The organism is Streptomyces sp. CWNU-52B, from assembly GCF_047444975.1.
Lineage (GTDB): Bacteria > Actinomycetota > Actinomycetes > Streptomycetales > Streptomycetaceae > Streptomyces.
Map to the genome: position 1 here is coordinate 129734 of NZ_JBLFJV010000044.1, position 25283 is coordinate 155016.

The 25283-nt window shown below is 72.0% G+C and carries 20 protein-coding genes; 12 read left to right on the plus strand and 8 right to left on the minus strand.

The genetic code is table 11. The annotated features are described in order from the left end of the window. Positions 1–30 precede the first annotated feature (30 nt). The 4 genes from ACLVWQ_RS30245 to ACLVWQ_RS30260 form a co-directional block, all read right to left on the minus strand. Positions 31–648, minus strand: a complete 618-nt coding sequence (locus tag ACLVWQ_RS30245) for a DUF4126 domain-containing protein (protein WP_414112404.1) — start codon at positions 646–648, stop codon at positions 31–33. A 336-nt stretch (positions 649–984) separates the two neighbouring features. Further along, positions 985–1626 carry a TetR/AcrR family transcriptional regulator gene (locus tag ACLVWQ_RS30250; RefSeq protein WP_414112405.1) on the minus strand — a complete coding sequence of 214 codons (642 nt, stop codon included), beginning with the start codon at positions 1624–1626 and terminating at the stop codon, positions 985–987. Positions 1627–1637: 11 nt separating this feature from the next. Continuing rightward, positions 1638–3749, minus strand: coding sequence for a YhgE/Pip family protein (locus ACLVWQ_RS30255; protein ID WP_414112406.1), 2112 nt, complete (start codon positions 3747–3749; stop codon positions 1638–1640). Continuing rightward, on the minus strand, positions 3736–4548 hold the full coding sequence (locus tag ACLVWQ_RS30260; RefSeq protein ID WP_414112407.1) for an ATP-binding cassette domain-containing protein: 813 nt from the start codon (positions 4546–4548) through the stop codon (positions 3736–3738). Before ACLVWQ_RS30260 ends, ACLVWQ_RS30255 begins: the two co-directional genes overlap by 14 nt. 190 nt (positions 4549–4738) lie before the next feature. Between ACLVWQ_RS30260 and ACLVWQ_RS30265 the strand changes: the two genes are divergently transcribed. The 3 genes from ACLVWQ_RS30265 to ACLVWQ_RS30275 all read left to right on the plus strand — a co-directional run bounded on the left by ACLVWQ_RS30265 (position 4739) and on the right by ACLVWQ_RS30275 (position 7153). Beyond that, complete coding sequence (locus tag ACLVWQ_RS30265) at positions 4739–5329, plus strand: SAV_6107 family HEPN domain-containing protein (protein ID WP_414112408.1); 591 nt, start codon at positions 4739–4741, stop codon at positions 5327–5329. A 316-nt stretch (positions 5330–5645) separates the two neighbouring features. Beyond that, entirely contained in the window at positions 5646–6470 is an 825-nt protein-coding gene (locus ACLVWQ_RS30270; RefSeq protein ID WP_414112409.1) for a class I SAM-dependent methyltransferase, read from the plus strand. Positions 6471–6745: 275 nt separating this feature from the next. Continuing rightward, a complete protein-coding gene (locus ACLVWQ_RS30275) occupies positions 6746–7153 on the plus strand; it encodes a DUF3040 domain-containing protein (RefSeq protein WP_414112410.1) in 408 nt (135 codons plus the stop codon). 196 nt (positions 7154–7349) lie between these two features. Here ACLVWQ_RS30275 and ACLVWQ_RS30280 read toward each other — a convergent pair whose 3' ends face one another. The 4 genes from ACLVWQ_RS30280 to ACLVWQ_RS30295 all read right to left on the minus strand — a co-directional run bounded on the left by ACLVWQ_RS30280 (position 7350) and on the right by ACLVWQ_RS30295 (position 12888). Then, positions 7350–9749 (minus strand): DUF3488 and DUF4129 domain-containing transglutaminase family protein, encoded by a 2400-nt coding sequence (locus ACLVWQ_RS30280; protein WP_414112411.1) that lies wholly within the window; start codon positions 9747–9749, stop codon positions 7350–7352. Further along, a complete protein-coding gene (locus tag ACLVWQ_RS30285) occupies positions 9746–11098 on the minus strand; it encodes a DUF58 domain-containing protein (RefSeq protein ID WP_414112412.1) in 1353 nt (450 codons plus the stop codon). The genes ACLVWQ_RS30280 and ACLVWQ_RS30285 overlap by 4 nt, the downstream gene beginning before the upstream one ends. Beyond that, the gene (locus tag ACLVWQ_RS30290) at positions 11098–12135 is read right to left on the minus strand and encodes an AAA family ATPase (protein ID WP_414112413.1); all 1038 of its coding nucleotides are present in this window, start codon (positions 12133–12135) and stop codon (positions 11098–11100) included. Before ACLVWQ_RS30290 ends, ACLVWQ_RS30285 begins: the two co-directional genes overlap by 1 nt. 204 nt (positions 12136–12339) lie before the next feature. Beyond that, positions 12340–12888, minus strand: a complete 549-nt coding sequence (locus tag ACLVWQ_RS30295) for a beta-class carbonic anhydrase (RefSeq protein ID WP_414112414.1) — start codon at positions 12886–12888, stop codon at positions 12340–12342. Positions 12889–13338: 450 nt separating this feature from the next. Between ACLVWQ_RS30295 and rsmH the strand changes: the two genes are divergently transcribed. From rsmH to murG, 9 genes are all read left to right on the plus strand, one after another. Then, positions 13339–14295 (plus strand): 16S rRNA (cytosine(1402)-N(4))-methyltransferase RsmH, encoded by a 957-nt coding sequence (rsmH, locus tag ACLVWQ_RS30300; RefSeq protein WP_414112415.1) that lies wholly within the window; start codon positions 13339–13341, stop codon positions 14293–14295. 106 nt (positions 14296–14401) lie between these two features. Beyond that, positions 14402–14944 (plus strand): septum formation initiator family protein, encoded by a 543-nt coding sequence (locus tag ACLVWQ_RS30305; RefSeq protein ID WP_414112416.1) that lies wholly within the window; start codon positions 14402–14404, stop codon positions 14942–14944. A gap of 5 nt (positions 14945–14949) precedes the next feature. Then, entirely contained in the window at positions 14950–16920 is a 1971-nt protein-coding gene (locus tag ACLVWQ_RS30310; protein WP_414112417.1) for a peptidoglycan D,D-transpeptidase FtsI family protein, read from the plus strand. A gap of 79 nt (positions 16921–16999) precedes the next feature. Next, positions 17000–18667 carry a UDP-N-acetylmuramoyl-L-alanyl-D-glutamate--2,6-diaminopimelate ligase gene (locus tag ACLVWQ_RS30315; protein ID WP_414112418.1) on the plus strand — a complete coding sequence of 556 codons (1668 nt, stop codon included), beginning with the start codon at positions 17000–17002 and terminating at the stop codon, positions 18665–18667. 4 nt (positions 18668–18671) lie between these two features. Continuing rightward, on the plus strand, positions 18672–20099 hold the full coding sequence (locus tag ACLVWQ_RS30320; RefSeq protein WP_414112419.1) for a UDP-N-acetylmuramoyl-tripeptide--D-alanyl-D-alanine ligase: 1428 nt from the start codon (positions 18672–18674) through the stop codon (positions 20097–20099). Then, a complete protein-coding gene (mraY, locus tag ACLVWQ_RS30325) occupies positions 20099–21169 on the plus strand; it encodes a phospho-N-acetylmuramoyl-pentapeptide-transferase (protein ID WP_414112502.1) in 1071 nt (356 codons plus the stop codon). Before ACLVWQ_RS30320 ends, mraY begins: the two co-directional genes overlap by 1 nt. Beyond that, positions 21151–22608: a UDP-N-acetylmuramoyl-L-alanine--D-glutamate ligase gene (gene murD, locus ACLVWQ_RS30330; protein WP_414112420.1), complete on the plus strand. Its 1458-nt coding sequence runs from the start codon at positions 21151–21153 to the stop codon at positions 22606–22608. Before mraY ends, murD begins: the two co-directional genes overlap by 19 nt. 197 nt (positions 22609–22805) lie before the next feature. After that, entirely contained in the window at positions 22806–24173 is a 1368-nt protein-coding gene (gene ftsW, locus ACLVWQ_RS30335; RefSeq protein WP_414112421.1) for a putative lipid II flippase FtsW, read from the plus strand. Positions 24174–24179: 6 nt separating this feature from the next. Continuing rightward, a complete protein-coding gene (gene murG, locus ACLVWQ_RS30340) occupies positions 24180–25268 on the plus strand; it encodes an undecaprenyldiphospho-muramoylpentapeptide beta-N-acetylglucosaminyltransferase (RefSeq protein WP_414112422.1) in 1089 nt (362 codons plus the stop codon). Positions 25269–25283 lie beyond the last annotated feature (15 nt).

Sequence of the window (25283 nt, forward strand, 5' to 3'; positions counted from 1 at the left end):
ATGTGGGACCCGTGCGCGGCCCGCGAGGGGTCAGCCGGGCGGTGGCGGCCCGAGCCGCTGCGCGAGCTGTTTCTCCTCGCGGCGCTGGGCCCTGCGCCGCCGGAACCGTCTGATCCGCGAGACCAGGAAGAAGAGCAGCACCAGCCCCGCCAGCAGCAGGACGCCCGCGATGACCGCCGCGGCCTCGGGGTGGTACATCGCGAAGGTGAGGATCCCGGCGACCCCGAGGTCCTCGGCGGTGCTCATCACCATGTTGCTGAACGGCTCGGGCGAGGTGTTGATCGCCATCCGCGTCCCGGCCTTGACGGTGTGGCTGGCCAGGGCCGACGAGCCGCCGATCGCCCCGGCCGCCAGCTCGGACAGCGAACCGCTCTGCCCGGCGAGCAGCGCCGCGACGACGGCTCCCGACACCGGACGGATCACGGTGTGCACGGTGTCCCACACCGAGTCCACGTACGGGATCTTGTCGGCGAAGGCCTCGCAGACGAACAGCACGCCCGCCACGACGAGGACCTCGGGGCGCTGCAGCGACTCGGGCACGTCGTCGGTCAGGCCGGTCGCGCCGAAGAGGCCGAGGAGCAGCACCACCGCGTACGCGTTGACACCGCTGGCCCAGCCACTGGTGAACACCAGGGGGAGTACGGACACGGACGCGATCGTAACCAGCCGGCCCCGGCGCGTCCTGCGCATGAGTGCGTACGGCTGAGTATGCGTACCTAGGGAGTGAGTTGAGTACGCGTGCGGATGGGCGCCGACCTGCGCGGACGACAGAGTGGAGGCACGGAGAGGGGCGCGGCTCCGGCACCGCCGACACGGGGCGGCGGAACGGTGCAGCGCCCCTGCCGCTCCTTCCGCCGAGGACTCGGCGGAAGCGAGGCACGGGGGCCCGAGGGGGGACCGGTACGGGGGAACGTACGGGGGGAACGCAGGAGGGACGCCGGTCCGGCGTGGCCCGCGGGGGACGCGGCCACGCCGGACCGGCGCTCATCTGCGTCCGAGGCGCTCCCCGCCGACCCGCCCCTGGAGCAGCAGGGACAGCGCGGCGTGCACCTCGTCCAGGGAGCGCTGCGGCTGGAACGCCTGCCAGTCCAGGGCAGCCACCAGCACCATCCCGACCAGCGCCGCCGCCGTCAGCGGGGTGTCGATCTCGTCGCTCAGCTCGCCGTTCGTGATCCCGTCCCGCAGGACGTCCTCGACGACCGCGACGGCCTGCTGCCTGACCACCATCAGCGTGGACTGCCAGGCCCGGTTGGTGCGCCACAGCTCCGCCACGTAGAGCTGGGTGAACGCCGGGTAGCGGCCGATGAAGACCAGGCCCGCCCGGATCATCGCGTCCAGCGCGTCGACCCTGCTGCCGCCCTCCCGGTCGGTCTTGTCGACCGCCTCCCGCAGAGAGGCGGTGAGCAGTCCCACACCGTGCCGGAGCAACTCCTCGAAGAGGACGGACTTGCTGGCGAAGTTGTAGTAGACCGTGCCCTTCGCCACTCCGGCACGCTCGGCGATCTCGTCCACGGTGGTGGCCGAGAAACCCTGTTCGGCGATGAGGGTCACCGCCGCCTCGTAGAGCTTCTGCCGGGTCGCCTGTCGTCGGCCGCCGCCGCTGCCCGCCGTCTTGCTGCTTTCCATGGCCCCGATTGTCACAGGCTCAGCTCCGGGTGCAGACGATCGAGGGTCCATACCTGCCGTCGTCGTGCGGACACGGCGGTGAGCGCGAGGGCGCCCAGGGTGAAGGCGGTGAGGACGGCGCACGCCTGCCAGACCGGTCCCAGCCCGCCGCCCGTGATGAGCCTGCGCAGGGCCTCGACGACGTAACTCATCGGCATGAAGGGGTGGATCGCGTTGAAGAACCCCGGGCTGGTCTGCACGGGATACGTGCCGCCGGCCGACGTCAGCTGGAGCATCAGCAGGGCGAGGACGAGGATCCGCCCGGCCGCTCCGAAGCGCGCGTTGAGCCACTGCACGATCGCCGCGAAGCACACCGTCACCAGGAACAGGAAGGCCACCGTCCCGGCCGCCCGCACCGCCTGCAGGCCGATCGCCCAGTGCAGTACGGACATCAGCGCGACCGTCTGGAGCACGCCGAGGGCGGCCACCGGCAGCCAGCCCGCCAGCGCGATCCGCCAGGCGGGGGCGCCCGCGGCGAGCGCCCGCCGGCTGAGCGGCGGGATCAGCATGTAGGCGACCATCGCGCCCACCCACAGGGACAGCGGAATGAAGTACGGCGCGAAACCGGTGCCGTAGTTGGGCGCCTTGTGCAGATCCTTCGAAGCGAGCTGTACGGGGTCGGCCATGACCCCGGTGCGCCGGTCGCGGTCCTTCTTGTCGTAGTCGGGGATCTGCCCGGCGCCGTCGTGCAGCCCGCCGGCGAGCTTCCCCGAGCCGTCGACGAGCTTGTACATGCCGCCTTCGAGGTCGTTCGCGCCCGTGCCGAGCCTGCCGACGCCGCTGTCGAGGTCGGCGGCGCCCTTCTTGGCCGTGCCGAGCCCGGTGTGCAGGGTCCTGGCCCCCTTGGCGACCTTTCCTGCCCCCTTGTTGAGCGCGTTGATCCTGGAGACGGCCGTGGCGAGGTCCTCGGACAGGTGCGGTGAGCGGTCGGCGAGGGCCCGCGCCTGCTTCTCCAGGGTGGCCAGGTGCTTGTCGAGGGTCTTCAGGCCGCCGTCCTGGTCGGCCACCAGCGTGTCGACGTCGTCGGCGACCTTCGCCACGTCCGCGGCGGCGTCCCTGGCCTTCTTCAGGTCGGGGCAGGCCGCGTCGGGCAGCGGCAGGTCCTGGTCCGCGCAGCGCGCCCGGTAGACGCCGTCCAGCGTGTCGGAGGCGGTGTGCGCTCCCTCGGCGGCGGCCGGGGCCCTGCGCGCCAGCGTGCCGAGGTTGTGGCGGACGGCGGAGGCGGAGTCCGCGACGAGCCGCGCGGTGTCGCCGATCTCCTTCTCGTTGCCCTTCAGGAAGGGCCCCACCTTGTCCGCGACCGCGTTGACCTTGTCCGCGAGTCGCTGCGTGCCGTCCGACACCTGCCGCGAGCCGTCCGCCAGGTCGCCCGCGCCCGTGTCGAGCTTCTTCAGTCCGGCGGAGAGCCTGCCACTGCCCTTCTCGGCGTCCGCGAGGCCGTCCGCGAGGTCCTTGGAGCCCTTCTTGGCCTTCCCGATGCCGCCCTTGAGGGTGTCGGCCCCCTCGGCGGCCTTCTCGGTCCTCCCGTGGATGTCGGAGAACGAGACGAAGATCCGGTCGAGGAACGACCGGGACGCCTTGGTCGAGGCGGCGGAGCGCACCTCGCTGAAGACGGTCCGGGAGATCTGCCCGACGATGTAGTTGTTCGCGTCGTTCGTGCGCACCTGGAGGGCGCCCGTCTCGGGGGAGTCGCCCGAACTGGACGCGATCCTCCTGCTGAAGTCCGACGGCATGGTCAGCGACAGGTAGTACCTGCCGTTCTCGACCCCCTCGCGGGCCTCGGCGGCGCTCACCTCCTGCCAGTCGAACGTCTCGCTCCGGTGCAGACCCTCGGTGATCTCGTCCCCGACCACGATCTTCCCGCCGGCCTTCTCGCCGCTCTTCTCGGCGGTGGTCGCTCCCCGGTCGTCGTTCACCAGTGCCACGGGGATGCGGTCGAGACGGCCGTACGGGTCCCAGAACGACCACAGGTAGAGGGCGCCGTACAACAGGGGCAGCAGCAGGAGCGCGGCCAGCGCGGCACGCGGGAGCCTGCCCCTGCCGAACCGCTTGATCTCCAGCGCGGCGAGCCTAGGCGAGCGCATCCACCGTCTCCATGTTCTGGCCGTCGTCCCGACCGTTGTCCTGGTTGTCGTCCCGGCCGTCGTGCGGGCCGTCGTCCTGGCTGTCGTGCTCGGGTTCCGCGTCCGCGGGGGCGGTGGACACCACGACCGCGCCCTCGGGTGCCTCGGCGCACACGGCCACGACCGTGGTCCCGGCGGCGCTGAGCGAGCGCAACATCGTCCAGACCTCGTCCCGTTCGGCCGCCGAGAGCTTCAGGTCGGTGTCGTCGACGCCCAGCAGCCCCGGGCGGCCGATCAGGGCGAGGGCCACGGACAGGCGCAGCGCCTCCAGGCGTTCCAGGTCGCGGACGGCGGTCCTGGCTCCCTTGGGCAGCGACTCCCGGTCCAGCCCGGCGGCGGTCAGCGCGTCGTCGATCCGCCGCCGTTCCTCCGCCCGCCGCTCCCGGCGAGGCCGCAGCAGCCCGCGTACGGTGCCGCCGAACCGCCGCTGGAGCAGGGCGCGCTCCCGGAGGTGCTCGGCGACGGACAGCGCCGGCTCCAGGTCGGTGACGCCGGGCACATGGGCCAGCGCGCTGCACCGGCGGACCGCCGCCATCCGCCCGGGCAGTTCGGAGTGCCCCACGCGCGCGTGCCCCTCGGTGGGCTTCATCCGCCCGGTGAGCGCGAGCAGCAGGCAGGTACGGCCCGAGCCCGAGGGCCCCTCGACCGCGATCAGCGAACCGGGCTCCGCGTCGACGTCCACGCCGCGGAACGCCCAGCCGCGAGGCCCCTTGAGCCCGAAGCCCTCGGCAGTGACACCGAGTCCGTACGGACCATCCACAACGTCCCCCGCCCTCCGGGTCCTTGGACCGCAAAGTCTTTGCACTGACTAGTCAGTGCAAAAATTACCCCGAACCTGTGATCGAGGCAAAAGCGCAGGTCAGAACGGATTGTCAGTGGCATACCGCACGATAGGCGCATACGGCATCTCCTGTCGGGGCGTGCCGTCACACGACGACAGGAGGTTCGTCATGGCCAGCTCTTCCGCAGCCGCCGCTCACCGGCGCCGCGCCACCGGCCCTGCCCCCTCACTGACCGGTCCGGCGAGCGATGTGCACCCCGTGCTCCGCCGGGCCACGGCCCCTCCCGCCGCCCTCGATCTGCTCGCCCAGGCCCGCGCCGGACTCGACGAGGCGTCCCTGCTGGAAACACCGAACGAGCGGTATGCCACGGCACACCTGGCCGCCCTGCGCACCGCCGCGGCCGTGCTCGCCGCCCGGGGCCGCCCCGAGACCAGCGAGCGGCGCCGGGCCAGGATCCGCAGCGCCTGGGAGGTGCTGCCGGAGACAGCGCCCGAACTCGCGGAGTGGAGCGTGCTGTTCGCCTCCGGGGCCCGCCGCCGCGCCCGCGCGGAGGCCGGCATCCAGGGCGCGGCCACCGTCCGCGACGCCGACGACCTGCTGCGTGACGTGGCGATGTTCCTCCGCCTCGTCGAGCGCATGCTGGTGCTCCAGCCGGTCCTGCCCCAGCCGCGGCAGGGCGACCCACGGCAGGAGGGCGGCCGGGAGGCGCGGATCCCGTCGGACGCCCAGGCCGTGCCGGCCGTCCCGGACGCGGGATGACGCCGCCCTCGCCCGGGCCCCGAGGAGGGCGCCGACCGCGCCGCGGGGACGGCCGGGGTCCGCCGGAGGCCGAACCGCGGCTCGCCCGCCGTCCGCACCGGTGGTCCGCACCGGTTGTCCGGGTCGGAGGTCCGGGCCGGTGGTCCGGGTCGGACGGAGGCCGTGCGTCCGGCGCGCGAGACGGCGAGCCGGGCAGTGGACGTGAGGCAATAGGGTTGGGAACGCCTGAATCTCCCCGGTGCCGGACAGGGCGGGGGAGATACCCCCATCGCTCCGCCGCACACGCCGGCGGTGCCGCGCCGAGGAGTCAACTGCCGTGTCGGACCCGATGCGCCCGCCCGCCTCCCGCCGCCCTGAACCGGCGTCGCCGCGCTCCGGCCCCTCTGGTCCCCGCGCCTCGCTCCGTACCGCCGTGGTCTGGGACGTGCTGACGGACGCCCTCGACCGCCGGGTCAAGGCCACGGGCCGGGAGTCGCTGGACGTGCTCGACGCGGGAGGGGGCAGCGGCAACCTCGCGGTGCCCGTGGCCCGCCTCGGCCACCGCGTCACCGTCGTGGACCCCAGCCCGAACGCGCTGTTCGCGCTGGAGCGCCGGGCCGCCGAGGCCGACGTCGCCGACCGCGTCCAGGGCGTCCAGGGCGACGCGCACGGCCTCTTCGACGTCGTCGAGCGCGGCGGCTACGACGTCGTGCTGTGCCACGGCGTGCTCGAGTACGTGGACGACCCCGCCGAGGGCCTTCGCAACGCGGTCGGCGCGCTGCGTCCCGACGGCGTCCTCAGCCTGCTCGCCGCGGGACTGGGCGGCGCCGTGCTCGCACGGGCCCTCGCCGGACACTTCACGGAGGCCCGCCACGCCCTGAGTGACCCGGATGGCCGCTGGGGCGAGGGTGATCATGTTCCGCGGCGCTTCACGGCCGATCAGCTCACCGCTCTGGTCGAGGGCGCGGGCCTGAGCGTCGGCGCCGTGCACGGTGTACGGGTCTTCGCGGACCTGGTGCCCGGGGTCCTCGTGGACACCGAGCCGGGCGCCCTCGACGCCCTCCTGAAGCTGGAGGCCGCGGCCGCCGAACTCGCCGCCTTCCACTCCGTTGCCACGCAGCTCCATGTGCTCGGTGTGACGCGGGAGTCGGCTGAGGGGTGAGCTGCCTCCTGCGTCGCACCGCTGATCAGGGGCGCGGCAGCAGATGGAGTACGCCACAGGCCCCCCGATCGGGCGCTCGGAGCCGTATGATCGGGGGAGACCGTTCGGCATGACGGGCCGGTCGCTGGGGAATCTACGCCTCAGTGGATCGGAGCGCCATGGCGGGTTCCGGTTGGCGAATTGGCGCAGAGGGGCGGGTTTCACGGGGGCGATTCCCTGCCTATCCTGAAGGGGACCCCCGGTCGCCCCGGCGACTGCACGATGAGGAGGACGCCGTGCCGCTCTCGGAGCACGAGCAGCGAATGCTCGAGCAGATGGAGCGAGCGCTGTACGCCGAAGATCCCAAGTTCGCGACAGCGCTTGAGGGAAGCGGGCTGCGTACGTACACCCGGCGACGGGTCTACCAGGCGGTCGCGGGCTTCCTCGTAGGTATCGCGCTCCTCATGGCCGGAATGGTCGCACAGCAGATCTGGGTCAGCGTGGTGGGTTTTCTCGTCATGCTGGGCTGCGCGGTGCTCGCCGTCACCGGTTGGCGCAAGGCCCCCAAGCCGGGTGAACAGCCCGCGGCGGGTGCTGCGCCGGGTGCTTCGCAGACCCGCGGTCAGGGTCGGCAGCGGCGCTCCATGATGGACCGCATCGAACAGCGCTGGCAGCGGCGCCGTGACGACCAGGGCGGCCAGTAGCCCACAGAGTCCCGGCCGACAGCGACAGACGTACGCGCGTAGGGGTGACCACCTTCGAGGTGGCCACCCCTTCCGCGTGCCCGAACCGTGAAGCCCGACCCGTGAAAGAGAGGGGGGTGCCTGCCCGAGCCGGGCAGGCACCCCCCTCATCTCTTTGCCTCTGTTCTCTTTTCCGGCTTCGGCAGCCGGGTCGTCCTCAGCCGCTGCCCTGCCCGGAGGGCCGCCGTACGAGCGCCGTCCAGCGGGCCGCGGCCCGGGACTTCAGCGTGATCCAGCCCTCGGAGAACGCCCACGCCACCCGTACGGTCGAGCGTGGGGCGAGCAGCGCGCGCAGGCGCGTACCCCGGCCGGCCGTGGCCCGCAGACCCGCGGTCATCCGGCGCACGTCATCGCCCAGACCCATGGCGGGCCGTGGCTGCGGCGCGTACAGGACCTGCTCCACCGCGTCGGCGACCCGGTGGACGGAGGCGGCGGCCTCCGGATCGAGGTGTCCGGCGCCGACGATCCGTGCCGCCGCCTTGCGCGGCGTCTGCGACTCGTCGGGCGCGATACCGAAGTCCCACGCCGTGTCGCACATCTCCTGCCAGGCCGCCAGCGTGGCGCCCCCGGTGGCCGCGTCGGTGCGGCCGTGCGGACCGAGCCGCACCGACCGGGTCCGCATCCGCCAGAACATCGGCAGCAGCGGCACCGCGAGCACGAGGAGCCCGGCCGCCAGGGCGAGCCCGATGAGCAGGAACCGCGGCGGACCGTCGTTCGTCGTCCCGAAGGCGGCCTGCGGAGACTCGCTGCCGCAGGGCTGCTCCAGCTTCTTCTCCTCGGCCGTGCAGCTCTCGCTGCTCGACGGTTCGGAGGAGGGCGCCGTGGACGAGGACCGCGACGGCACGTCCGGGTTGGGAAGCGTCGTGCCGGGCGTGTCCTCGCGGGTGTACTCCGGCACCGAGCCGCGGTTCGGCGTCGGCTCGAAACGGGTCCAGCCCACGCCCTCGAAGTACAGCTCGGGCCAGGCGTGCGCGTCCCGCAGACCCACCGCCATCGTGCCGTCGGACTTGGGCGAACCAGGAGTGAAGCCCACCGCGACACGGGCCGGTATGCCCAGCGTGCGGGCCATGGAGGCCATCGCGAAGGAGAAGTGGACGCAGAAGCCCTCCTTGTCCCTCAGGAAGCGCGCTATCGCCTGGGACCCACTGCCGACCTGCACCTCCGTGTCGTACGTGAAGCCGCCCTCCAGGGCGAACCAGTCCTGCAGCTTCACCGCGCGCTCGTAGTCGTTGGCCGAGTCCGCCGTGACCTGCCGTGCCGTCTCGGCCACCACCGGCGGCAGCGAGCCCGGCACCCTGGTGAACTGGCGCTTCAGCACCTCGGGCGCCTCGGGCGCGTTGGCGAGCTGGTCCGCGGTCGGCTGCACGATCAGGCTCTTGACCGTGTACTCCTGGCCGCGGGTGGTCTGGCCGTGGTCGCCGACGAGCGTGCGGCCCACGGGCTCGTACCGCCACTTGCCGTCGATCCCCACCTGGCTGGCCGGGTAGGGCATGGGCAGCCAGTCCTGCGCGTACCAGTCGGCCGCCGAGATCCTCGTCTGGATCTCGGTGCGCGGCACCTCGTCGCTGAGGCCGGGCGGGGCCGGGAACGACCCCGGCACGTCCTCGACATGACGCTTGGCCGGCTTCCACGCCGTGCCGTCGAACTCGTCGAGCGAGACGATCCGCAGATAGAGGTCCTGGGTCTCCTCGGAGTTGGTGCGGTAGGACATGACCTCGCGGTCCTCGTCCACGTTCAGGCTGTCGCGGAGCGAGACCAGCGGGTTCACCGCGGAGATGGTGCCGCCGCCTCCGGAACCCGTGCCGACGCCCGTCCCCGCGGCGTCCAGCAGGCCGCCGTCGAGCGCGGGCAGGGCGAGCGGCACGACCAGGGAGATACCGAGCGCGACGGCGCCGATGCGCCGCCCCGTACGGACCGGCGCGACCGCGCTGTCCGAGGGGTCCACGCCCGGCGCGCGGGGCCCGCCGCCGAAGACCCGGCCCCACTGCGAGAGCCGGTCACGCCCCTCGGCGAGCAGCAGCACCAGATAGCCGGCGGCCGCCAGCAGGAACCAGACCCACCCGGCGGCGCCGTCCGCGAGACCCGCGGCGACGGAGTACAGCGCGAGCAGCGGCAGTCCGGCGGGGGCCGCGCTGCGGAACGTCACCGCGAGCGCGTCCACCGCGAGTCCGATCACCACGACCCCGCCGACCATCATCAGCCGGATGCCGTCGGAGAGCGGTGCCGGTATCGAGTACCGTCCGACGTCGTCCGAGCCGGCCTGCAGCAGTTCACCGAAGTGACGGAACACGTCGGGGCCGGGGATCAGCCCGGCGACGGCCTGCTCCCGGGCGAACGACAGCGTCAGCAGCAGCAGGGTCACCAGCGCCTGCGCCGCGATCGTCAGCGGCCGGGCCAGGGGCACCCGCCGGGCCGCCGCGCCCACCCCGGTCTGCACCGCGAGGAGGAACGCCGCCTGGAGGAACCAGCTCGCCGGATCGACCAGCGGCAGCAGCGCGCAGGACGCCAGCAGCGTCGCCGCCGCGGCGCACAGCGCCAGTCGTGCGCGTCCGCTCATGAGCCACCGCTCCCTGCCGTGCCGCCGGTCGACGCGACTCCGTTGCGCTGTCGGTCCGCCTCCCGCCACAGGTCGGCCAGGCCGACACCCGGCGGTACGACCAGGGCGGTCCAGCCCGCCTCACGCAGCATCCGAAGCCGCTCCTCGATCTGTTCCTCGTCGGTGCCCCGCACCCATGCCTCGCTGTCCAGCAGGAAGGCGACCGCCCCGCCGCTGCGCTGGCGCATCTTGGCGAGCACCGTCGCCTGCTCCTCGTCCAGGTCGCCGAGGAAGGCCACCAGCAGTCCTTCGTTGCCGCCGCGCAGCACGTCGTAGGCCCGGGACAGGCCCGTACCGTCGGAGTGGTCGATCACCGCGAGGGTGTCCATCATCAGACCCGCCGCGTCCGCCGACTCCTGGCTCGCGCCGGCGAACCCGTCGGTGCCCTCACCCGGCACCGAGGTGCCGGTGTCGGTCAGCAGCCGTACGGAGAAGCCTCGTTCGAGCATGTGGACCAGTGTCGACGCCGTGCCCGACACGGCCCACTCGAAGGCCGAGTCCGGGCCCGCGCCGTCGAAGGCGATGCCCCGGGTGTCGAGGAGCACCGTGCAGCGGGAGCGCTGCGGCTGCTCCTCCCGGCGCACCATCAGTTCGCCGTACCGGGCGGTCAGGCGCCAGTGGACCCGGCGCAGGTCGTCGCCGTAGCGGTACCCGCGCGGGATCACGTCGTCCTCGCCGGCCAGGGCGAGCGAGCGCTGCCGCCCGTCGCCGTACCCCTTCGCCTCACCGGTCAGCCGCACCGGTGGCAGGGGCTCCACGCGCGGGACGACGGTGAGGGTGTCGTACGTCGAGAAGGAGCGGGTCAGCTCGCACATCCCGAAGGGGTCGCTGAGCCGCAGTTGCAGAGGGCCCAGCGGATAGCGGCCGCGCAGGTCCGAGCGCACCCGGTACGACACCTCGCGCCGGCCGCCCGCCTCGACCCGGTCCAGTACGAACCGGGGCCGGGGGCCGAGCACGTACGGCACCCGGTCCTGGAGCATCAGCAGTCCGGTGGGCAGCCGCGAGACGTTGTCCATCCGCAGATGGACGCGTGCCTCGGAGCCCGCCGGTACGCGGCCGGGGGAGAGGCGGCGGCTGCCGGCGACCCGGTAGCGCGTGCGGTAGAGCACGGCCGCGCAGACCAGCGGCAGGACCGCGAGCAGCAGCCCGACCCGGAGCAGATCGCTCTGCCCCAGGACGTACGCGCAGACGGCCGCCGCGATGCCGGCGGCCAGGAACGACCGCCCGCGCGTGGTGAGCCCGGCGAGAGCCGTGCGCAGCCCGCCCTTGTCCTCCTCGGCCGTCGCAGCGGGCATCCCGCCGCCGGTCATCACAGCCTCCGGGGCGGCTGCTGGCCCAGGGCGGCCGTGCCGCGGCCGATCACCGGACTGCCCGGCGGCTGGGGCGCCGAGGGCACGGCCGTGCGCTGGAGGATCTCCAGGACGACCTGCTCGGCCGTACGGCGGTTCAACTGTGCCTGGGCGGTGGGCAGCAGCCGGTGGGCCAGGACCGCCACGGCGAGGGCCTGGACGTCGTCCGGCAGGGCGTAGTCCCGGCCGCTCAGCGCGGCGGAGGCCTTCGCGGCGCGCAGCAGGTGCAGCGTGGCGCGCGGTGAGGCCCCGAGTCTCAGGTCCGGGTGGCTGCGGGTGGCGCCCACCAGGTCGACCGCGTACCTGCGGACCGAGTCGGCGACGTGCACCGTGCGGACCGCGTCGATGAGCTTCACGATCTCGTGCGCGTGCGCCACCGGCTGGAGGTCGTCCAGCGGGGAGACGCCACCGTGGACGTCGAGCATCTGCAACTCGGCCTCCGCGCTGGGGTAGCCGATGGAGACCCGGGCCATGAATCGGTCCCGCTGGGCTTCCGGCAGCGGGTAGGTGCCCTCCATCTCGACCGGGTTCTGGGTGGCCACCACCATGAAGGGGCTGGGCAGCTCGTAGGTCGTCCCGTCGATGGTGACCTGGCGCTCCTCCATGGACTCCAGGAGTGCCGACTGCGTCTTGGGCGACGCGCGGTTGATCTCGTCGCCGATCACGATCTGCGCGAAGATCGCCCCCGGTTTGAACTCGAAGTCCCTGCGCTGCTGGTCCCAGATGGACACACCTGTGATGTCCGAGGGCAGCAGGTCGGGCGTGAACTGAATACGTCGCACCGAGCAGTCGATGGACCGCGCGAGTGTCTTGGCCAGCATGGTCTTGCCGACGCCGGGGACATCCTCGATCAGAAGATGCCCCTCGGCGAGCAGTACGGTCAGCGAAAGCCGCACGACCTCAGGCTTGCCCTCGATCACTTCCTCCACCGAACTGCGGACTCTCTCCGCAGTGGCGGTCAGATCTGTAAGGCTCGCTCGATCGTCATAGGTCGTCACCCGGCCCTCCTCGGCCCGTTCTTTCTCTGGGCCGACGCGCAGTCGTGCGGACCGGCCCACCCCGAACACGGACGCCACGCGTGAAAAGTTCCGCGTGACGCCACACACGCATTCTTGTTGCCGTTACCGGTTCGTGTCACTCGCCTGTGGATAACTGGCCGCGATATGTCTGTTCTTGTGATCTTTGGCCAGGTCGTGCCGGCGTCAGGTGGGGTCTATCTCACGCAGCAGGCCCGTCTTCACGTCGAACACGAAACCACGTACGTCGTCCGTGTGCAGAAGGAACGGAGAGGTACGCACGCGCTGCATGGACTGCCGCACATCCTGCTCGACGTCGCGGAAGGCCTCGACCGCCCAGGCGGGGCGCTGGCCGACCTCCATCTCCAGCTCGTGGCGGAAGTCCTCGGTGAGGGCCTCCAGGCCGCAGCCGGTGTGGTGGATGAGCGCGACGCTGCGGGTGCCGAGCGCGCGCTGGCTGATGGTGAGGGAGCGGATCACGTCGTCGGTGACCACGCCGCCCGCGTTGCGGATGGTGTGGCAGTCGCCGAGTGCGAGGCCCAGCGCGTCGTGCAGGTCGAGGCGGGCGTCCATGCAGGCCACGACCGCGACACGCAGGACGGGCCGGGCGTCCATGCCGGGATCGGTGAACGCCGCGGCGTACCGCTCGTTGGCGTCGACCAGGCGGTCGGTGACCGTACCGCGACGGGACATGGCGTCTTCGGGTTCGGTGGGAACGGATGCGGACGTCGTCATACCTATGACGGTAAGGGGCACTCGCTGTTCGGGCCCGCTGTGAGAGGGGACAAAGAACATCAATGAGCGTTGTTGTGAGGTAACCCACAAGGGTGGACCGAGTGCACCCGTACGGGTGGAAATTGCCGGTTTGCCGCTTGATCGTCAGTGAGAGTCGCGACGCGCAGGCCGGTTCATTGACCGCGAGACACCGTGGACTAAAGTGACGCGAAGCGGGAGGCGAGCTGTCCTCCCTGCTGGACTGCTATCCCCCGGAGGACCGGCGACATGCCGGGATCTCCCCACGTGCGCGGCGCGTACGTACGGCTCGGCCTCCTCCCGCTCCCGGTCGGCTGACGCTCTTGGCGCCGGCAGGCCTCCCCCTCACTCGGGGGTACCTCTCCGTGCCGGCCGCGGGAGGGCGGGGACCCGGCGCGGTGCGTACCGGCCGCGCGGACCTGAGAGGGCCCCTTGAGCAACAGTCGACACGTCCCGGTGATGCTCCAGCGGTGTCTGGACATGCTGGCCCCCGCACTGGAGCGGCCGGGAGCCGCGGTCGTCGACTGCACCCTCGGCCTCGGCGGCCACAGCGAGGCACTGCTCAGCCGGTTCCCCGAGGCGCGCCTGGTCGCCCTGGACCGCGACAAGGAGGCGCTGCGCCTCTCCGCGGAGCGGCTCGCCCCCTTCGGCGACCGGGCGGAGCTGGTGCACGCGGTCTACGACGAACTCCCCGACGTGCTCGACCGCCTGGGCGTCCCGAGCGTCCAGGGCGTCCTGTTCGACCTGGGCGTCTCCTCCATGCAGCTCGACGAGGCGGACCGCGGCTTCGCCTACGCCCAGGACGCGCCGCTCGACATGCGGATGGACCAGACGACCGGCATCGGCGCGGCCGAGGTGCTCAACACCTACCCGCCCGGCGAACTCGTCCGGATCCTGCGGGCGTACGGCGAGGAGAAGCAGGCCAAGCGGATCGTGTCCGCGGTCGTGCGCGAACGCGACAAGGATCCCTTCACCAACAGCGCGCGGCTCGTCGAGCTGATCCGGGACTCCCTGCCGCAGGCGGCCAAGCGCACCGGCGGCAACCCCGCCAAGCGGACGTTCCAGGCACTGCGCATCGAGGTCAACGGCGAACTCACCGTCCTGGAGCGGGCGATTCCCGCCGCCGTGAAGGCGCTCGCCGTCGAGGGCCGGATCGCCGTGCTGTCGTACCACTCCCTGGAGGACCGGCTGGTGAAGCACGTGCTCGCGGCGGGCGCCGCCACCACCGCGCCGCCCGGACTGCCGGTCGTCCCCGAGCGCTACCAGCCCCGGCTCAAGCTGCTCACCCGCGGTGCCGAACTCCCCACCGAGGAAGAGATCGCGGAGAACCGGCGGGCCGCTCCGGCGCGACTGCGCGGAGCACAGCGCATCCGCGAGGACGCCGAGTGAGCCGAGTGAGGGGAAGGGCGAGTGAGTTGGCCAACCGGACTCGCCGGGCGCACGGTCCTGACCGCCGGACCCGCCGGCCGGAAACCCGAACTCACCTGGAGGGTGAGTGAGTAGGAAACCCGAACTGAAAGGGCGAGCGGCCCGGCTCGCGCGGCTCTTCCCGACGGGCTCGGGGCAGGCCGCCCGGACCCCCTTCGTCCTCCTGGTGGTGCTGCTGCTCGGCGGCGGCCTCATCGGGCTCCTGGTACTGAACTCGGCGCTCAGCGAGGGGTCGTTCCAGCTCGACGACCTCCAGAAGGACACCAAGAGCCTCACCGACGAGGAACAGGCGCTCCAGCGGGACGTGGACGCCTACTCCGCCCCCGACGCCCTCCAGCGCCGCGCCCACGAACTGGGCATGGTGCCCGGCGGCGACCCGGCCTTCCTCAACCCCGACGGCTCGGTCCTCGGCGTCCCCAGCGCGGCCCCCGAGCAGTCGTCCGTGTTCTCCCCCGTGATCCGGCCGCCCGAGGCGCTCGCCTCCGAACAGGCCGCCGTCCCCACGGCACCCCAGGTGTCCACCGGGCCCGTGTCGGCCACCGGGACGCCGGATCCGGCCACGGAGTCCGCCCCGCAGTCCACGCCGCCCCATACGACTCCCGGCAGGTGACGGAAGTGTCCGACAGGGAACCCCCGCGCCGCAGGGTGCCCGCGCCCGCCCGGTCCGTGAAACCCGGCGGGTCCGCCAAGCCCGGCGGACAGCGCCGTCCGGGGCCCGGCGCCCGGCCCACCCGCCGCCCCGCCCCGCCCCGCGCCAAGGCTCCACGCGTCATCCGGCTCGGCAGCCCCCGCCCCAGGCTGCGCCTGGTCAGCCTGGCCCTGGCCCTCGTACTGATCGCCTTCGTCGTACGGCTCCTCCAGGTGCAGGCGGTCGACGCGAGCGAGTACACGGCCAAGGCCGACAAGAACCGGTACCTCAGCCGCACCCTGACCGCCTCGCGCGGCCAGATCACCGACCGCAACGGCGTCGAGCTGGCGATCAGCGTGGACACGAACGACATCACCGCCGACCCCGCGCTGTTCACCCGGAAGGCCACGAAGATCGGCGACGCCCCCGAGCAGGCCGCCGCCCTGCTCGGCCCGATCCTCGACAAGGACCCCGAGGAACTCGCCGGGAAGCTCCGGACCCCCGACAGCCGCTACGTCGTGCTCGCCCGCCGCCAGACCCCCCAGGTCTGGACGCAGATCAAGGACCTCAAGAGCACCCTCGCCGAGAAGGCCGGCGAGGGCGGTTCGGAGGTGAACGTCCTCGCGGGCGTCCTCCAGGAACCCAGCAGCAAGCGGGTCTACCCGAACGGCGACCTCGGCGCCGGGATACTGGGCTGGGTCAACGCCGACGGCAAGGGCGGCGGCGGCGTCGAGCAGCAGCTCGACAAGGAGCTGTCCGGCAAGGACGGCAAGATCCGCTACGCCCAGTCCGGCGGACGGCAGGTGCCCACCGCGGGCTCCACCGAGAAGCCCGCCGTGGCCGGCTCCGAGGTCGAGCTGACCATCGACCGCGACATCCAGTGGGCCGCGCAGAACGCCATCTCCGAGCAGGTCGAGAAGTCGAAGGCGGACCGCGGGTACGTGATGGTGCAGGACAACCGGACCGGCGAGATCCTCGCGATGGCCAACGCGCCCGGCTTCGACCCGAACGACCTCTCCCGGGCCGACGGGGGCGCCCTGCACAACTGGAGCCTGGAGGACGCCTTCGAGCCCGGTTCCACCGCCAAGGTCATGTCGATGGCCGCCGTCCTGGAGGAGGGCGCCGCCACACCCGCCACGCACGTCACCGTGCCCAACCGGCTGCACCGCGGCGACCGGCTCTTCCGCGACGACATCGACCACCCGACCTGGTACCTGACGCTCAACGGCGTCCTCGCCAAGTCCAGCAACATCGGCACCATCCTGGCGACCGGCCAGCTCGGCGACACGCAGAAGGAGGCCAACCAGGTCCTCTACTCGTATCTGCGCAAGTTCGGCATCGGCGGCTACACGGGCCTGGACTTCCCCGGTGAGACGAAGGGCATCCTCGCCCCGGCCGGCCAGTGGTCGACCTCCCAGCAGTACACGATCCCCTTCGGCCAGGGCGTGTCCATCAACGCGATGCAGGCGGCCTCCGTCTACTCGACGATCGCCAACGGCGGCGTACGCGTGGAACCGACGCTCGTCCGCGGCACGAAGGGAGCCGACGGACGCTTCACCCCGGCCCCCGAGCCCAAGAAGACCCGGGTCGTCAGCGAGAAGACCGCGAAGACCGTGGCGCAGATGCTGGAGTCCGTCGTGGACGACGAGGAGGGCACCGGCACCAAGGCGCGTATCCCCGGCTACCGCGTCGCGGGCAAGACCGGCACGGCCAACCGTGTGGATCCGGCCACCGGCCGCTACCACGGATACACCTCGTCCTTCGCGGGTTTCGCCCCCGCGGACAACCCCCGCGTCACCGTGTACTGCGCCATCCAGAACGCCACCAAGGGCAGCTACTTCGGCGGCCAGATCTGCGGGCCCGTCTACAAGCAGGTCCTGGAGTTCGCGCTGAAGACCCTCCAGGTGCCGCCCACCGGGGACAAGGCCCCCGGACTTCCCGTCACCTTCACGCCCTGACCGGCGCCGCCCACGCACCCTCGCGTGCCCACCCGGACACCACGTGCCACCGCCCGGACCACCGACCAGGAACAAGCTCTTGACGACGATCACTCCCGCTCCCGGCGACGACGGCTCGACGCCCGCCCCGCCACGCCCCTCGCTTCGCTCCGGCAGGGGTGTGCCCGGTACGCTCACCGCCGTGCCACACGCCGATCAGTCCCAAACCACCCAGAAGGGCGTCCCTGTGACATATCCGGGGCCGCCGCGACCGGTCCAGAACTCCGCCACACCCCTCGCGGAGCTCGCCGACCAGCTGGGTGCCGGCCGCCCGGAAGGCGCCGCCGAGGTCACGGGCATCACCCATGACTCGCGCGCCGTACGTCCGGGCGACATCTACGCCGCACTGCCCGGCGCCCGGATGCACGGCGCCGACTTCGTGACGCAGGCGGCAGGACTCGGCGCCGTCGCCGTGCTGACCGACCCGACGGGTGCCGCCCGCGCCGAGGCCACCGGCCTGCCGGTCCTCGTCGTCGACGACCCGCGCGGGCAGATGGGCGAGCTGGCCGCCTCGATCTACGGCCACCCCGGACCCGACCTGCTCCAGATCGGCATCACCGGCACCTCCGGCAAGACCACGACGGCGTACCTCGTCGAGGGCGGCCTGAAGGGGGTCCGCAGCACCGGACTCATCGGCACCGTGGAGATGCGCATCGGCGACGAGCGCATCAAGTCGGAGCGCACGACGCCCGAGGCCACCGACCTCCAGGCGCTGTTCGCGGTCATGCGCGAGCGCGGCGTCGAGGCGGTCGCCATGGAGGTCTCCAGCCACGCGCTGGTCCTCGGCCGGGTCGACGGCTGCGTCTTCGACATCGCGGTCTTCACCAACCTCAGCCCGGAACACATGGAGTTCCACTCCGACATGGAGGACTACTTCCGGGCCAAGGCGCAGCTGTTCGCGCCGGACCGCAGCAGGCTCGGCGTGGTCAACCTCGACGACGAGTACGGCCGCAGACTGGTCAAGGAGGCCGGCGTCCCGGTGGTGACGTTCTCCGCCGAGGGCCACCCGGACGCCGACTGGCGCGCCGAGGACGTCCGGGTCGGTCCGATGGACTCGGACTTCGTCGCGGTCGGCCCCGAGGGCGAGCGGATCACCGCCAAGTCACCCCTCGCGGGCCCCTTCAACGTGGCCAACACGCTCGCCGCGATCGTCTCCCTCGCCGTCGCCGGGATCGACCCGCAGACCGCCGCGGACGGCATCGCCGCCGTACCGGGCGTACCGGGCCGCCTGGAGCGCGTGGACGCCGGACAGCCGTACCTGGCGGTCGTCGACTACGCGCACAAGACGGACGCCGTCGAGTCCGTTCTGCGGGCCCTGCGCAAGGTGACCGAGGGCAAGCTGCACATCGTCCTCGGCTGCGGCGGGGACCGGGACAAGACCAAGCGGATGCCGATGGGCGCCGCCGCGGTCCGGCTCTCCGACATCGCCGTACTGACCTCGGACAACCCCCGTGGCGAGGACCCCCTCGCCATCCTCGCCACGATGCTCGCGGGCGCCGCCGAGGTGCCGGCGCACGAGCGCGGAGAGGTCCAGGTCTTCGAGGACCGGGCCGCCGCGATCGCCGCGGCCGTCGCCCGCGCACAGCCCGGCGACACCGTGCTGATCGCGGGCAAGGGCCATGAACAGGGCCAGGACATCGCCGGGGTGATCCGTCCCTTCGACGACCGCCAGGTGCTCCGCGCAGCTATCCAGAAGACCCAGGGATGAACTTGTGATCGCCCTCTCTCTCGCCGAGATCGCCTCAGTCGTCGGCGGGCAGACGCACGACATACCGGATCCGTCGGTCCAGGTCACCGGAGAAGTCGTCAGAGACTCCCGGGAAGTGGGCCCCGGCAGCCTCTTCGTCGCCTTCGCGGGCGAGCGCGTGGACGGGCACGACTTCGCCGCGGACGTCGTCGCGGCGGGCGCGGCGGCCGTCCTGGCCACCCGGCCCGTCGGCGTGCCCGCGATCGTCGTGGACGACGTCCAGCGGGCCCTGGGCGCCCTCGCGCGCCACGTGGTGGAGCGGCTCGGCGCGACCCTGGTGGCCCTCACCGGCTCCGCGGGCAAGACCAGCACCAAGGACCTGATCGCCCAGGTGCTCCGCACCAAGGCACCCACGGTCTTCACGCCCGGCTCCCTCAACAACGAGATCGGGCTGCCGCTCACCGCGCTCAGCGCCACCGAGGAGACCCGCTTCCTCGTCCTGGAGATGGGCGCCCGTGGGATCGGCCACATCCGCTACCTCGCGGATTTGACGCCCCCGAAAATCGGCCTCGTGCTCAACGTCGGCACCGCCCACATCGGCGAGTTCGGCGGCCGTGAGCAGATCGCCCGGGCCAAGGGCGAGTTGGTGGAGGGCCTGCCCTCGTCCGAGGCCGGCGGCGTCGCCGTCCTGAACGCCGACGATCCCCTCGTACGGGCCATGGCCTCGCGTACGAAGGCACGCGTGATCCTCTTCGGAGAGTCCGACGAAGCGGACGTACGGGCCGAGAACGTGCGGCTCACCGGGCGCGGACAGCCCGCGTTCAGGCTTCACACACCCTCCGGGTGCAGCGAAGTGACCATGCGCCTGTACGGTGAGCACCACGTGTCGAACGCGCTCGCCGCCGCCGCCGTCGCCCATGAGCTGGGCCTGTCCGCAGACGAGATCGCCACCGCGCTCTCCGAGGCGGGCTCCCTCTCCCGTTGGCGGATGGAGGTCACCGAGCGCCCGGACGGCGTGACGGTCGTCAACGACGCCTACAACGCGAACCCCGAGTCCATGCGAGCCGCCCTGCGCGCGCTCGCGGCCATGGGCAAAGCCTCACGGGCACAAGGGGGTCGGACGTGGGCGGTGCTCGGTCAGATGGCCGAGCTCGGGGACGAGGCGCTCGCCGAGCACGACGCGGTCGGACGGCTCGCCGTCCGGCTCAACGTCAGCAAGCTCGTCGCGGTCGGGGGCAGGGAAGCGTCCTGGCTGCAACTGGGCGCATATAACGAGGGTTCGTGGGGTGAGGAGTCGGTGCACGTGTCCGACGCACAGTCGGCGGTCGACCTGTTGCGCAGTCAGCTGCGCCCGGGAGACGTCGTACTCGTGAAGGCGTCCCGGTCGGTCGGTCTCGAACGGGTCGCGCAGGCGCTGGTCGAGGGCACCGAGGGTGAGGTCGCCGTCCGATGATGAATCAGATCCTGTTCGCGGGAGTCATCGGCCTCTTCCTGACTCTCGTGGGCACTCCTCTGCTGATCAAGCTGCTGGCCCGCAAGGGCTACGGCCAGTACATCCGTGACGACGGCCCCCGCGAGCACCACGCCAAGCGCGGTACGCCGACCATGGGTGGTATCGCCTTCATCCTGGCCACGCTCCTGGCGTACTTCCTCAGCAAGGTGATCACGGGGAAGCCGCCGACGTTCTCCGGACTGCTGGTGCTCGGCCTGATGACCGGCATGGGCGTGGTCGGTTTCCTCGACGACTACATCAAGATCGTCAAGCGGCGTTCGCTCGGTCTGCGGGCCAAGGCGAAGATGGCCGGACAGCTGATCGTCGGCATCTCCTTCGCGGTGCTCTCGCTGCAGTTCGCGGACAACCGCAACAACACCCCGGCCTCCACCAAGCTCTCCTTCGTGCAGGACTTCGGCTGGTCCATCGGCCCGGTGCTGTTCGTGCTCTGGGCGCTGTTCATGATTCTCGCGATGTCGAACGGCGTGAACCTGACGGACGGTCTGGACGGCCTGGCCACCGGCGCCGCGACGATGGTGTTCGGCGCCTACACGTTCATCGGCGTCTGGCAGTTCCAGGAGGCCTGCGCCAACGCGCAGACCCTCACCAACCCGGCCGCGTGCTACGAGGTACGAGATCCGCTCGACCTCGCGGTCGTGGCCGCCGCGCTCATGGGCTCCTGCTTCGGCTTCCTGTGGTGGAACACCTCGCCCGCCAAGATCTTCATGGGGGACACCGGTTCTCTGGCGCTCGGCGGGGCGCTGGCCGGTCTCGCGATCTGCTCGCGCACCGAGCTGCTCGTCGCACTGCTCGGCGGCCTCTTCGTCCTCATCACCATGTCGGTCGTGATCCAGGTCGGCTCGTTCCGCCTCACCGGCAGGCGCGTCTTCCGGATGGCACCGCTCCAGCACCACTTCGAACTCAAGGGGTGGTCCGAAGTCCTTGTGGTGGTCCGCTTCTGGATCATCCAGGGCATGTGCGTCATCGTCGGACTCGGCCTCTTCTACGCGGGATGGGCAGCCAAGAAGTGACGACCGCCTTCGACTGGCAGGGCAAGAACATCACCGTCGCCGGTCTCGGCGTGAGCGGCATCAGTGCCGCCCGCGCCCTGGCCCGCCTCGGCGCGTCCGTCACCGTCGTCGACGGAGGCGACTCCCCGGCCCACCGCGAGCGGGCCGCGCCCCTGGAGCGCGAGGGCATCCAGGTCCGCCTCGCGGACGCCGGGACGCTGCCCGAGGGCACCGACCTGGTGGTCACCTCGCCGGGCTGGAAGCCGGACAGCCCCCTCTTCCTGGCCGCCGCGGCGGTGGGCGTCGACGTCGTGGGCGACGTCGAGATCGCCTGGCGCCTGCGCGGCCACGGCGGCAGGAAGGCCGCCCCCTGGCTGGCCGTCACGGGCACCAACGGCAAGACCACCACCACCCGGATGCTCGCCTCGATCCTGACCGCCGCGGGCCTGCGTACGGCCGCGGTGGGCAACATCGGCACGCCGATCGTCGACGTCGTGCTGGGCAACGACGACGCGTACGCCGATCTCGACGTGCTCGCCGTGGAACTGTCCAGCTACCAGCTGCACTGGGCGCCCTCCCTGCGCGTCCACTCCGCGGCCGTCCTGAACCTCGCGCCCGACCACCTCGACTGGCACGGCTCCATGGAGGCGTACGCCGCCGACAAGGGCCGCGTCTACGAGGGCAACCAGGTCGCCTGCGTGTACAACGTGGCCGACAAGGCCACCGAGGACCTGGTGCGCGGCGCGGACGTCGAGGAGGGCTGCCGGGCCGTCGGCTTCACGCTCGGCACCCCGGGGCCGTCCCAACTCGGCGTCGTGGACGGCATCCTGGTCGACCGCGCCTTCGTCGAGGACCGGCACAAGCAGGCCCAGGAACTCGCCGAGGTCGCGGACGTCCAGCCGCCCGCCCCGCACAACGTCGCCAACGCCCTCGCGGCGGCGGCCCTCGCCCGCGCCTACGGCGTGCCCGCCACGGCCGTACGGGACGGGCTGCGCGCCTTCAGGCCCGACGCCCACCGCATCGAGTACGTGGCCGAGGTGGACGGCGTCGCCTACGTCGACGACTCCAAGGCCACCAACACGCATGCGGCGCAGGCCTCCTTGGCGGCGTACGAGTCGATCGTGTGGATCGCGGGCGGGCTCGCCAAGGGCGCCACCTTCGACGAACTCGTCGCGGGGTCGGCGAAGCGGCTGCGGGGCGTCGTCCTGTTCGGCGCCGACCGGGCCCTCATCCACGAAGCCCTCACGCGACACGCGCCCGAGGTGCCGGTGGTCGACCTCGACCGGACGGACACTGGGACGATGCCCGCGGCGGTCCAGGAGGCCGCACGGCTCGCCCGCGCCGGCGACACGGTGCTCATGGCGCCGGCCTGTGCCTCCATGGACATGTTCGCCAACTACAACCAGCGCGGTGACATGTTCGCGGAAGCGGTCCGCGAACTCGGCGCCGCGGGCGCCTGACGGCAGGCCCCTGGCCGGCCCCGGCACCCGGGATCCTTGGGAGCGACACGTGACGCCATCGTGGTCGGTGTACCGGCGGCGGCCCCCGGCCGACGGCACGGCGCTGTGCCGCCCCGCGCCCCACGCGGTGCCCCCCGGGCCCGGGGGGCCGCCGAGGGAACCGGCACAGCGGCCTTCCGCGGCGAGGAGGCCCCGTCGTGGCCAGTAGCCGTACGGGGCGTCCTCCCGTCCAGCGTGCCACCCGGCGGCCCCCTCGGCCCGCCGGGCCCCGCCCCCCGCGCGACAACCCGGTGGGCCGGCTCTACGTCCGCGCGCGCCGCGCCTGGGACCGGCCCCTGACCGCGTACTACCTGATCCTCGGCGGCAGTCTGCTGATCACCGTGCTCGGTCTGGTGATGGTGTACTCGGCGTCGCAGATCACCGCGCTCCAGCTGTCGCTGCCCGGCTCCTACTTCTTCCGCAAGCAGTTCCTCGCGGCCGTGCTCGGCGGTCTGCTGCTGCTGGCCGCCTCGCGGATGCCGTCCAAACTGCACCGGGCGCTGGCGTACCCGATGCTCGCGGGCTCGGTCTTCCTGATGATCCTCGTCCAGGTGCCGGGGATAGGAGTCGCGGTCAACGGCAACCAGAACTGGATCTCGGTCGGCGGCCCCTTCCAGCTCCAGCCCAGCGAGTTCGGCAAGCTCGCCCTCGTGCTGTGGGGCGCCGACCTGCTCGCCCGCAAGCAGGACAAGCGGCTGCTGACCCAGTGGAAGCACATGCTGGTGCCGCTCGTGCCGGTGGCGTTCATGCTGCTCGGGCTCATCATGATCGGCGGCGACATGGGCACCGCGATCATCCTCACCGCGATCCTGTTCGGCCTCCTGTGGCTCGCGGGGGCACCGACCCGGCTCTTCGGCGGCGTGCTCGCGGTCGCGGTGACCCTCGGTGTGATCCTCATCAAGACCAGCCCCAACCGCATGGCCCGCCTCGGCTGTCTCGGCGCCACCGAACCGGGCCCCGACGACTCCTGCTGGCAGGCCGTGCACGGGATCTACGCCCTCGCCTCCGGCGGCCTCTTCGGCTCGGGCCTCGGCGCGAGTATGGAGAAATGGGGCCAACTGCCCGAGGCCCACACCGACTTCATCTTCGCCATCGCCGGTGAGGAACTGGGTCTGGCGGGCACTCTGTCGGTGCTCGCGCTCTTCGCGGCTCTAGGCTATGCGGGTATCCGCGTGGCCGGACGCACGGAGGACCCCTTCGTGAGGTACGCCGCGGGTGGCGTGACCACCTGGATCACGGCTCAGGCCGTGATCAACATCGGTGCGGTGCTCGGTCTGCTGCCGATCGCCGGTGTCCCGCTCCCGCTGTTCTCCTACGGGGGTTCCGCCCTGCTGCCGACCATGTTCGCCATCGGACTTCTGATCGCCTTCGCGCGTGAGGACCCCGCTGCGCGGACGGCGCTCGCGATGCGCCAGCCCCGCTTTGGCAGAAAGCGGGGTGCGGTGAGAGGCTCCGCTGGTCGGGAGCCTCGGAAGTGGAACACGATGAGACGGCGTGCCTCGGCGCGTTCGTCCGGAGAGCGGTGAATTTCGGTGCATGTCGTACTCGCCGGTGGGGGGACCGCCGGTCACATCGAGCCCGCGCTCGCCCTCGCGGACGCCCTGCGCAGGCAGGACCCGACCGTGGGGATCACGGCCCTGGGCACGGAGCGCGGACTCGAGACCCGACTCGTACCCGAGAGGGGCTATGAGCTCGGGCTGATTCCCGCGGTACCGCTGCCACGCAAGCCCACCCCCGAGCTGATCACCGTCCCCGGACGGCTGCGCGGCACGATCAAGGCGGCCGAGCAGATCCTGGAACGCACCAAGGCGGACGCGGTCGTCGGCTTCGGCGGCTACGTGGCCCTGCCCGGCTATCTCGCGGCCAAGCGCCTCGGTGTGCCGATCGTCGTCCACGAGGCCAACGCCCGGCCGGGACTCGCCAACAAGATCGGTTCGCGGTACGCGGCCCAGGTCGCCGTCTCCACCCCGGACAGCAAGCTGCGCGGCGCCCGTTACATCGGCATCCCGCTGCGCCGCTCGATCGCCACGCTCGACCGGGCCGCCGTCCGCCCCGAGGCCCGCGCCGCGTTCGGACTCGACCCCAACCTGCCGACCCTGCTGGTCTCCGGCGGTTCGCAGGGCGCCCGCCGCCTCAACGAGGTCATCCAGCAGACCGCTCCGTACCTCCAGCAGGCCGGAATCCAGATCCTGCACGCGGTCGGCCCGAAGAACGAACTGCCGCAGGTCCACCAGATGCCGGGGATGCCCCCGTACATCCCGGTACCGTACGTGGACCGGATGGACCTCGCGTACGCCGCGGCCGACATGATGCTCTGCCGCGCGGGCGCGATGACCGTCGCCGAACTCTCCGCCGTCGGGCTGCCCGCCGTCTACGTCCCGCTGCCCATCGGCAACGGCGAACAGCGGCTGAACGCCCAGCCGGTGGTCAAGGCCGGCGGCGGACTGCTGGTCGACGACGCGGAACTGACGCCGCAGTGGATCCAGGGCAATGTCCTGCCCGTGCTCGCCGATCCGCACCGGCTGTTCGAGATGTCCCGCGCCGCCTCCGAGTTCGGCCGCCGGGACGCCGACGACCTGCTCGTCGGGATGGTGTACGAGGCGATCGCGTCACGCCGCTGACGCGTGACAGAAGGC

What these genes read in the sequence shown, in the direction of transcription:
- ACLVWQ_RS30295 (WP_414112414.1), bottom strand. Translation starts at nt 12,888, where the DNA reads ATGACGACGTCCGCATCCGTTCCCACCGAACCCGAAGACGCCATGTCC.
- murD (WP_414112420.1), top strand. Translation starts at nt 21,151, where the DNA reads ATGGGCAGCCAAGAAGTGACGACCGCCTTCGACTGGCAGGGCAAGAAC.
- ACLVWQ_RS30250 (WP_414112405.1), bottom strand. Translation starts at nt 1,626, where the DNA reads ATGGAAAGCAGCAAGACGGCGGGCAGCGGCGGCGGCCGACGACAGGCG.
- mraY (WP_414112502.1), top strand. Translation starts at nt 20,099, where the DNA reads ATGAATCAGATCCTGTTCGCGGGAGTCATCGGCCTCTTCCTGACTCTC.
- ACLVWQ_RS30285 (WP_414112412.1), bottom strand. Translation starts at nt 11,098, where the DNA reads ATGACCGGCGGCGGGATGCCCGCTGCGACGGCCGAGGAGGACAAGGGC.
- ACLVWQ_RS30265 (WP_414112408.1), top strand. Translation starts at nt 4,739, where the DNA reads ATGGCCAGCTCTTCCGCAGCCGCCGCTCACCGGCGCCGCGCCACCGGC.
- ACLVWQ_RS30280 (WP_414112411.1), bottom strand. Translation starts at nt 9,749, where the DNA reads ATGAGCGGACGCGCACGACTGGCGCTGTGCGCCGCGGCGGCGACGCTG.
- ACLVWQ_RS30255 (WP_414112406.1), bottom strand. Translation starts at nt 3,749, where the DNA reads ATGCGCTCGCCTAGGCTCGCCGCGCTGGAGATCAAGCGGTTCGGCAGG.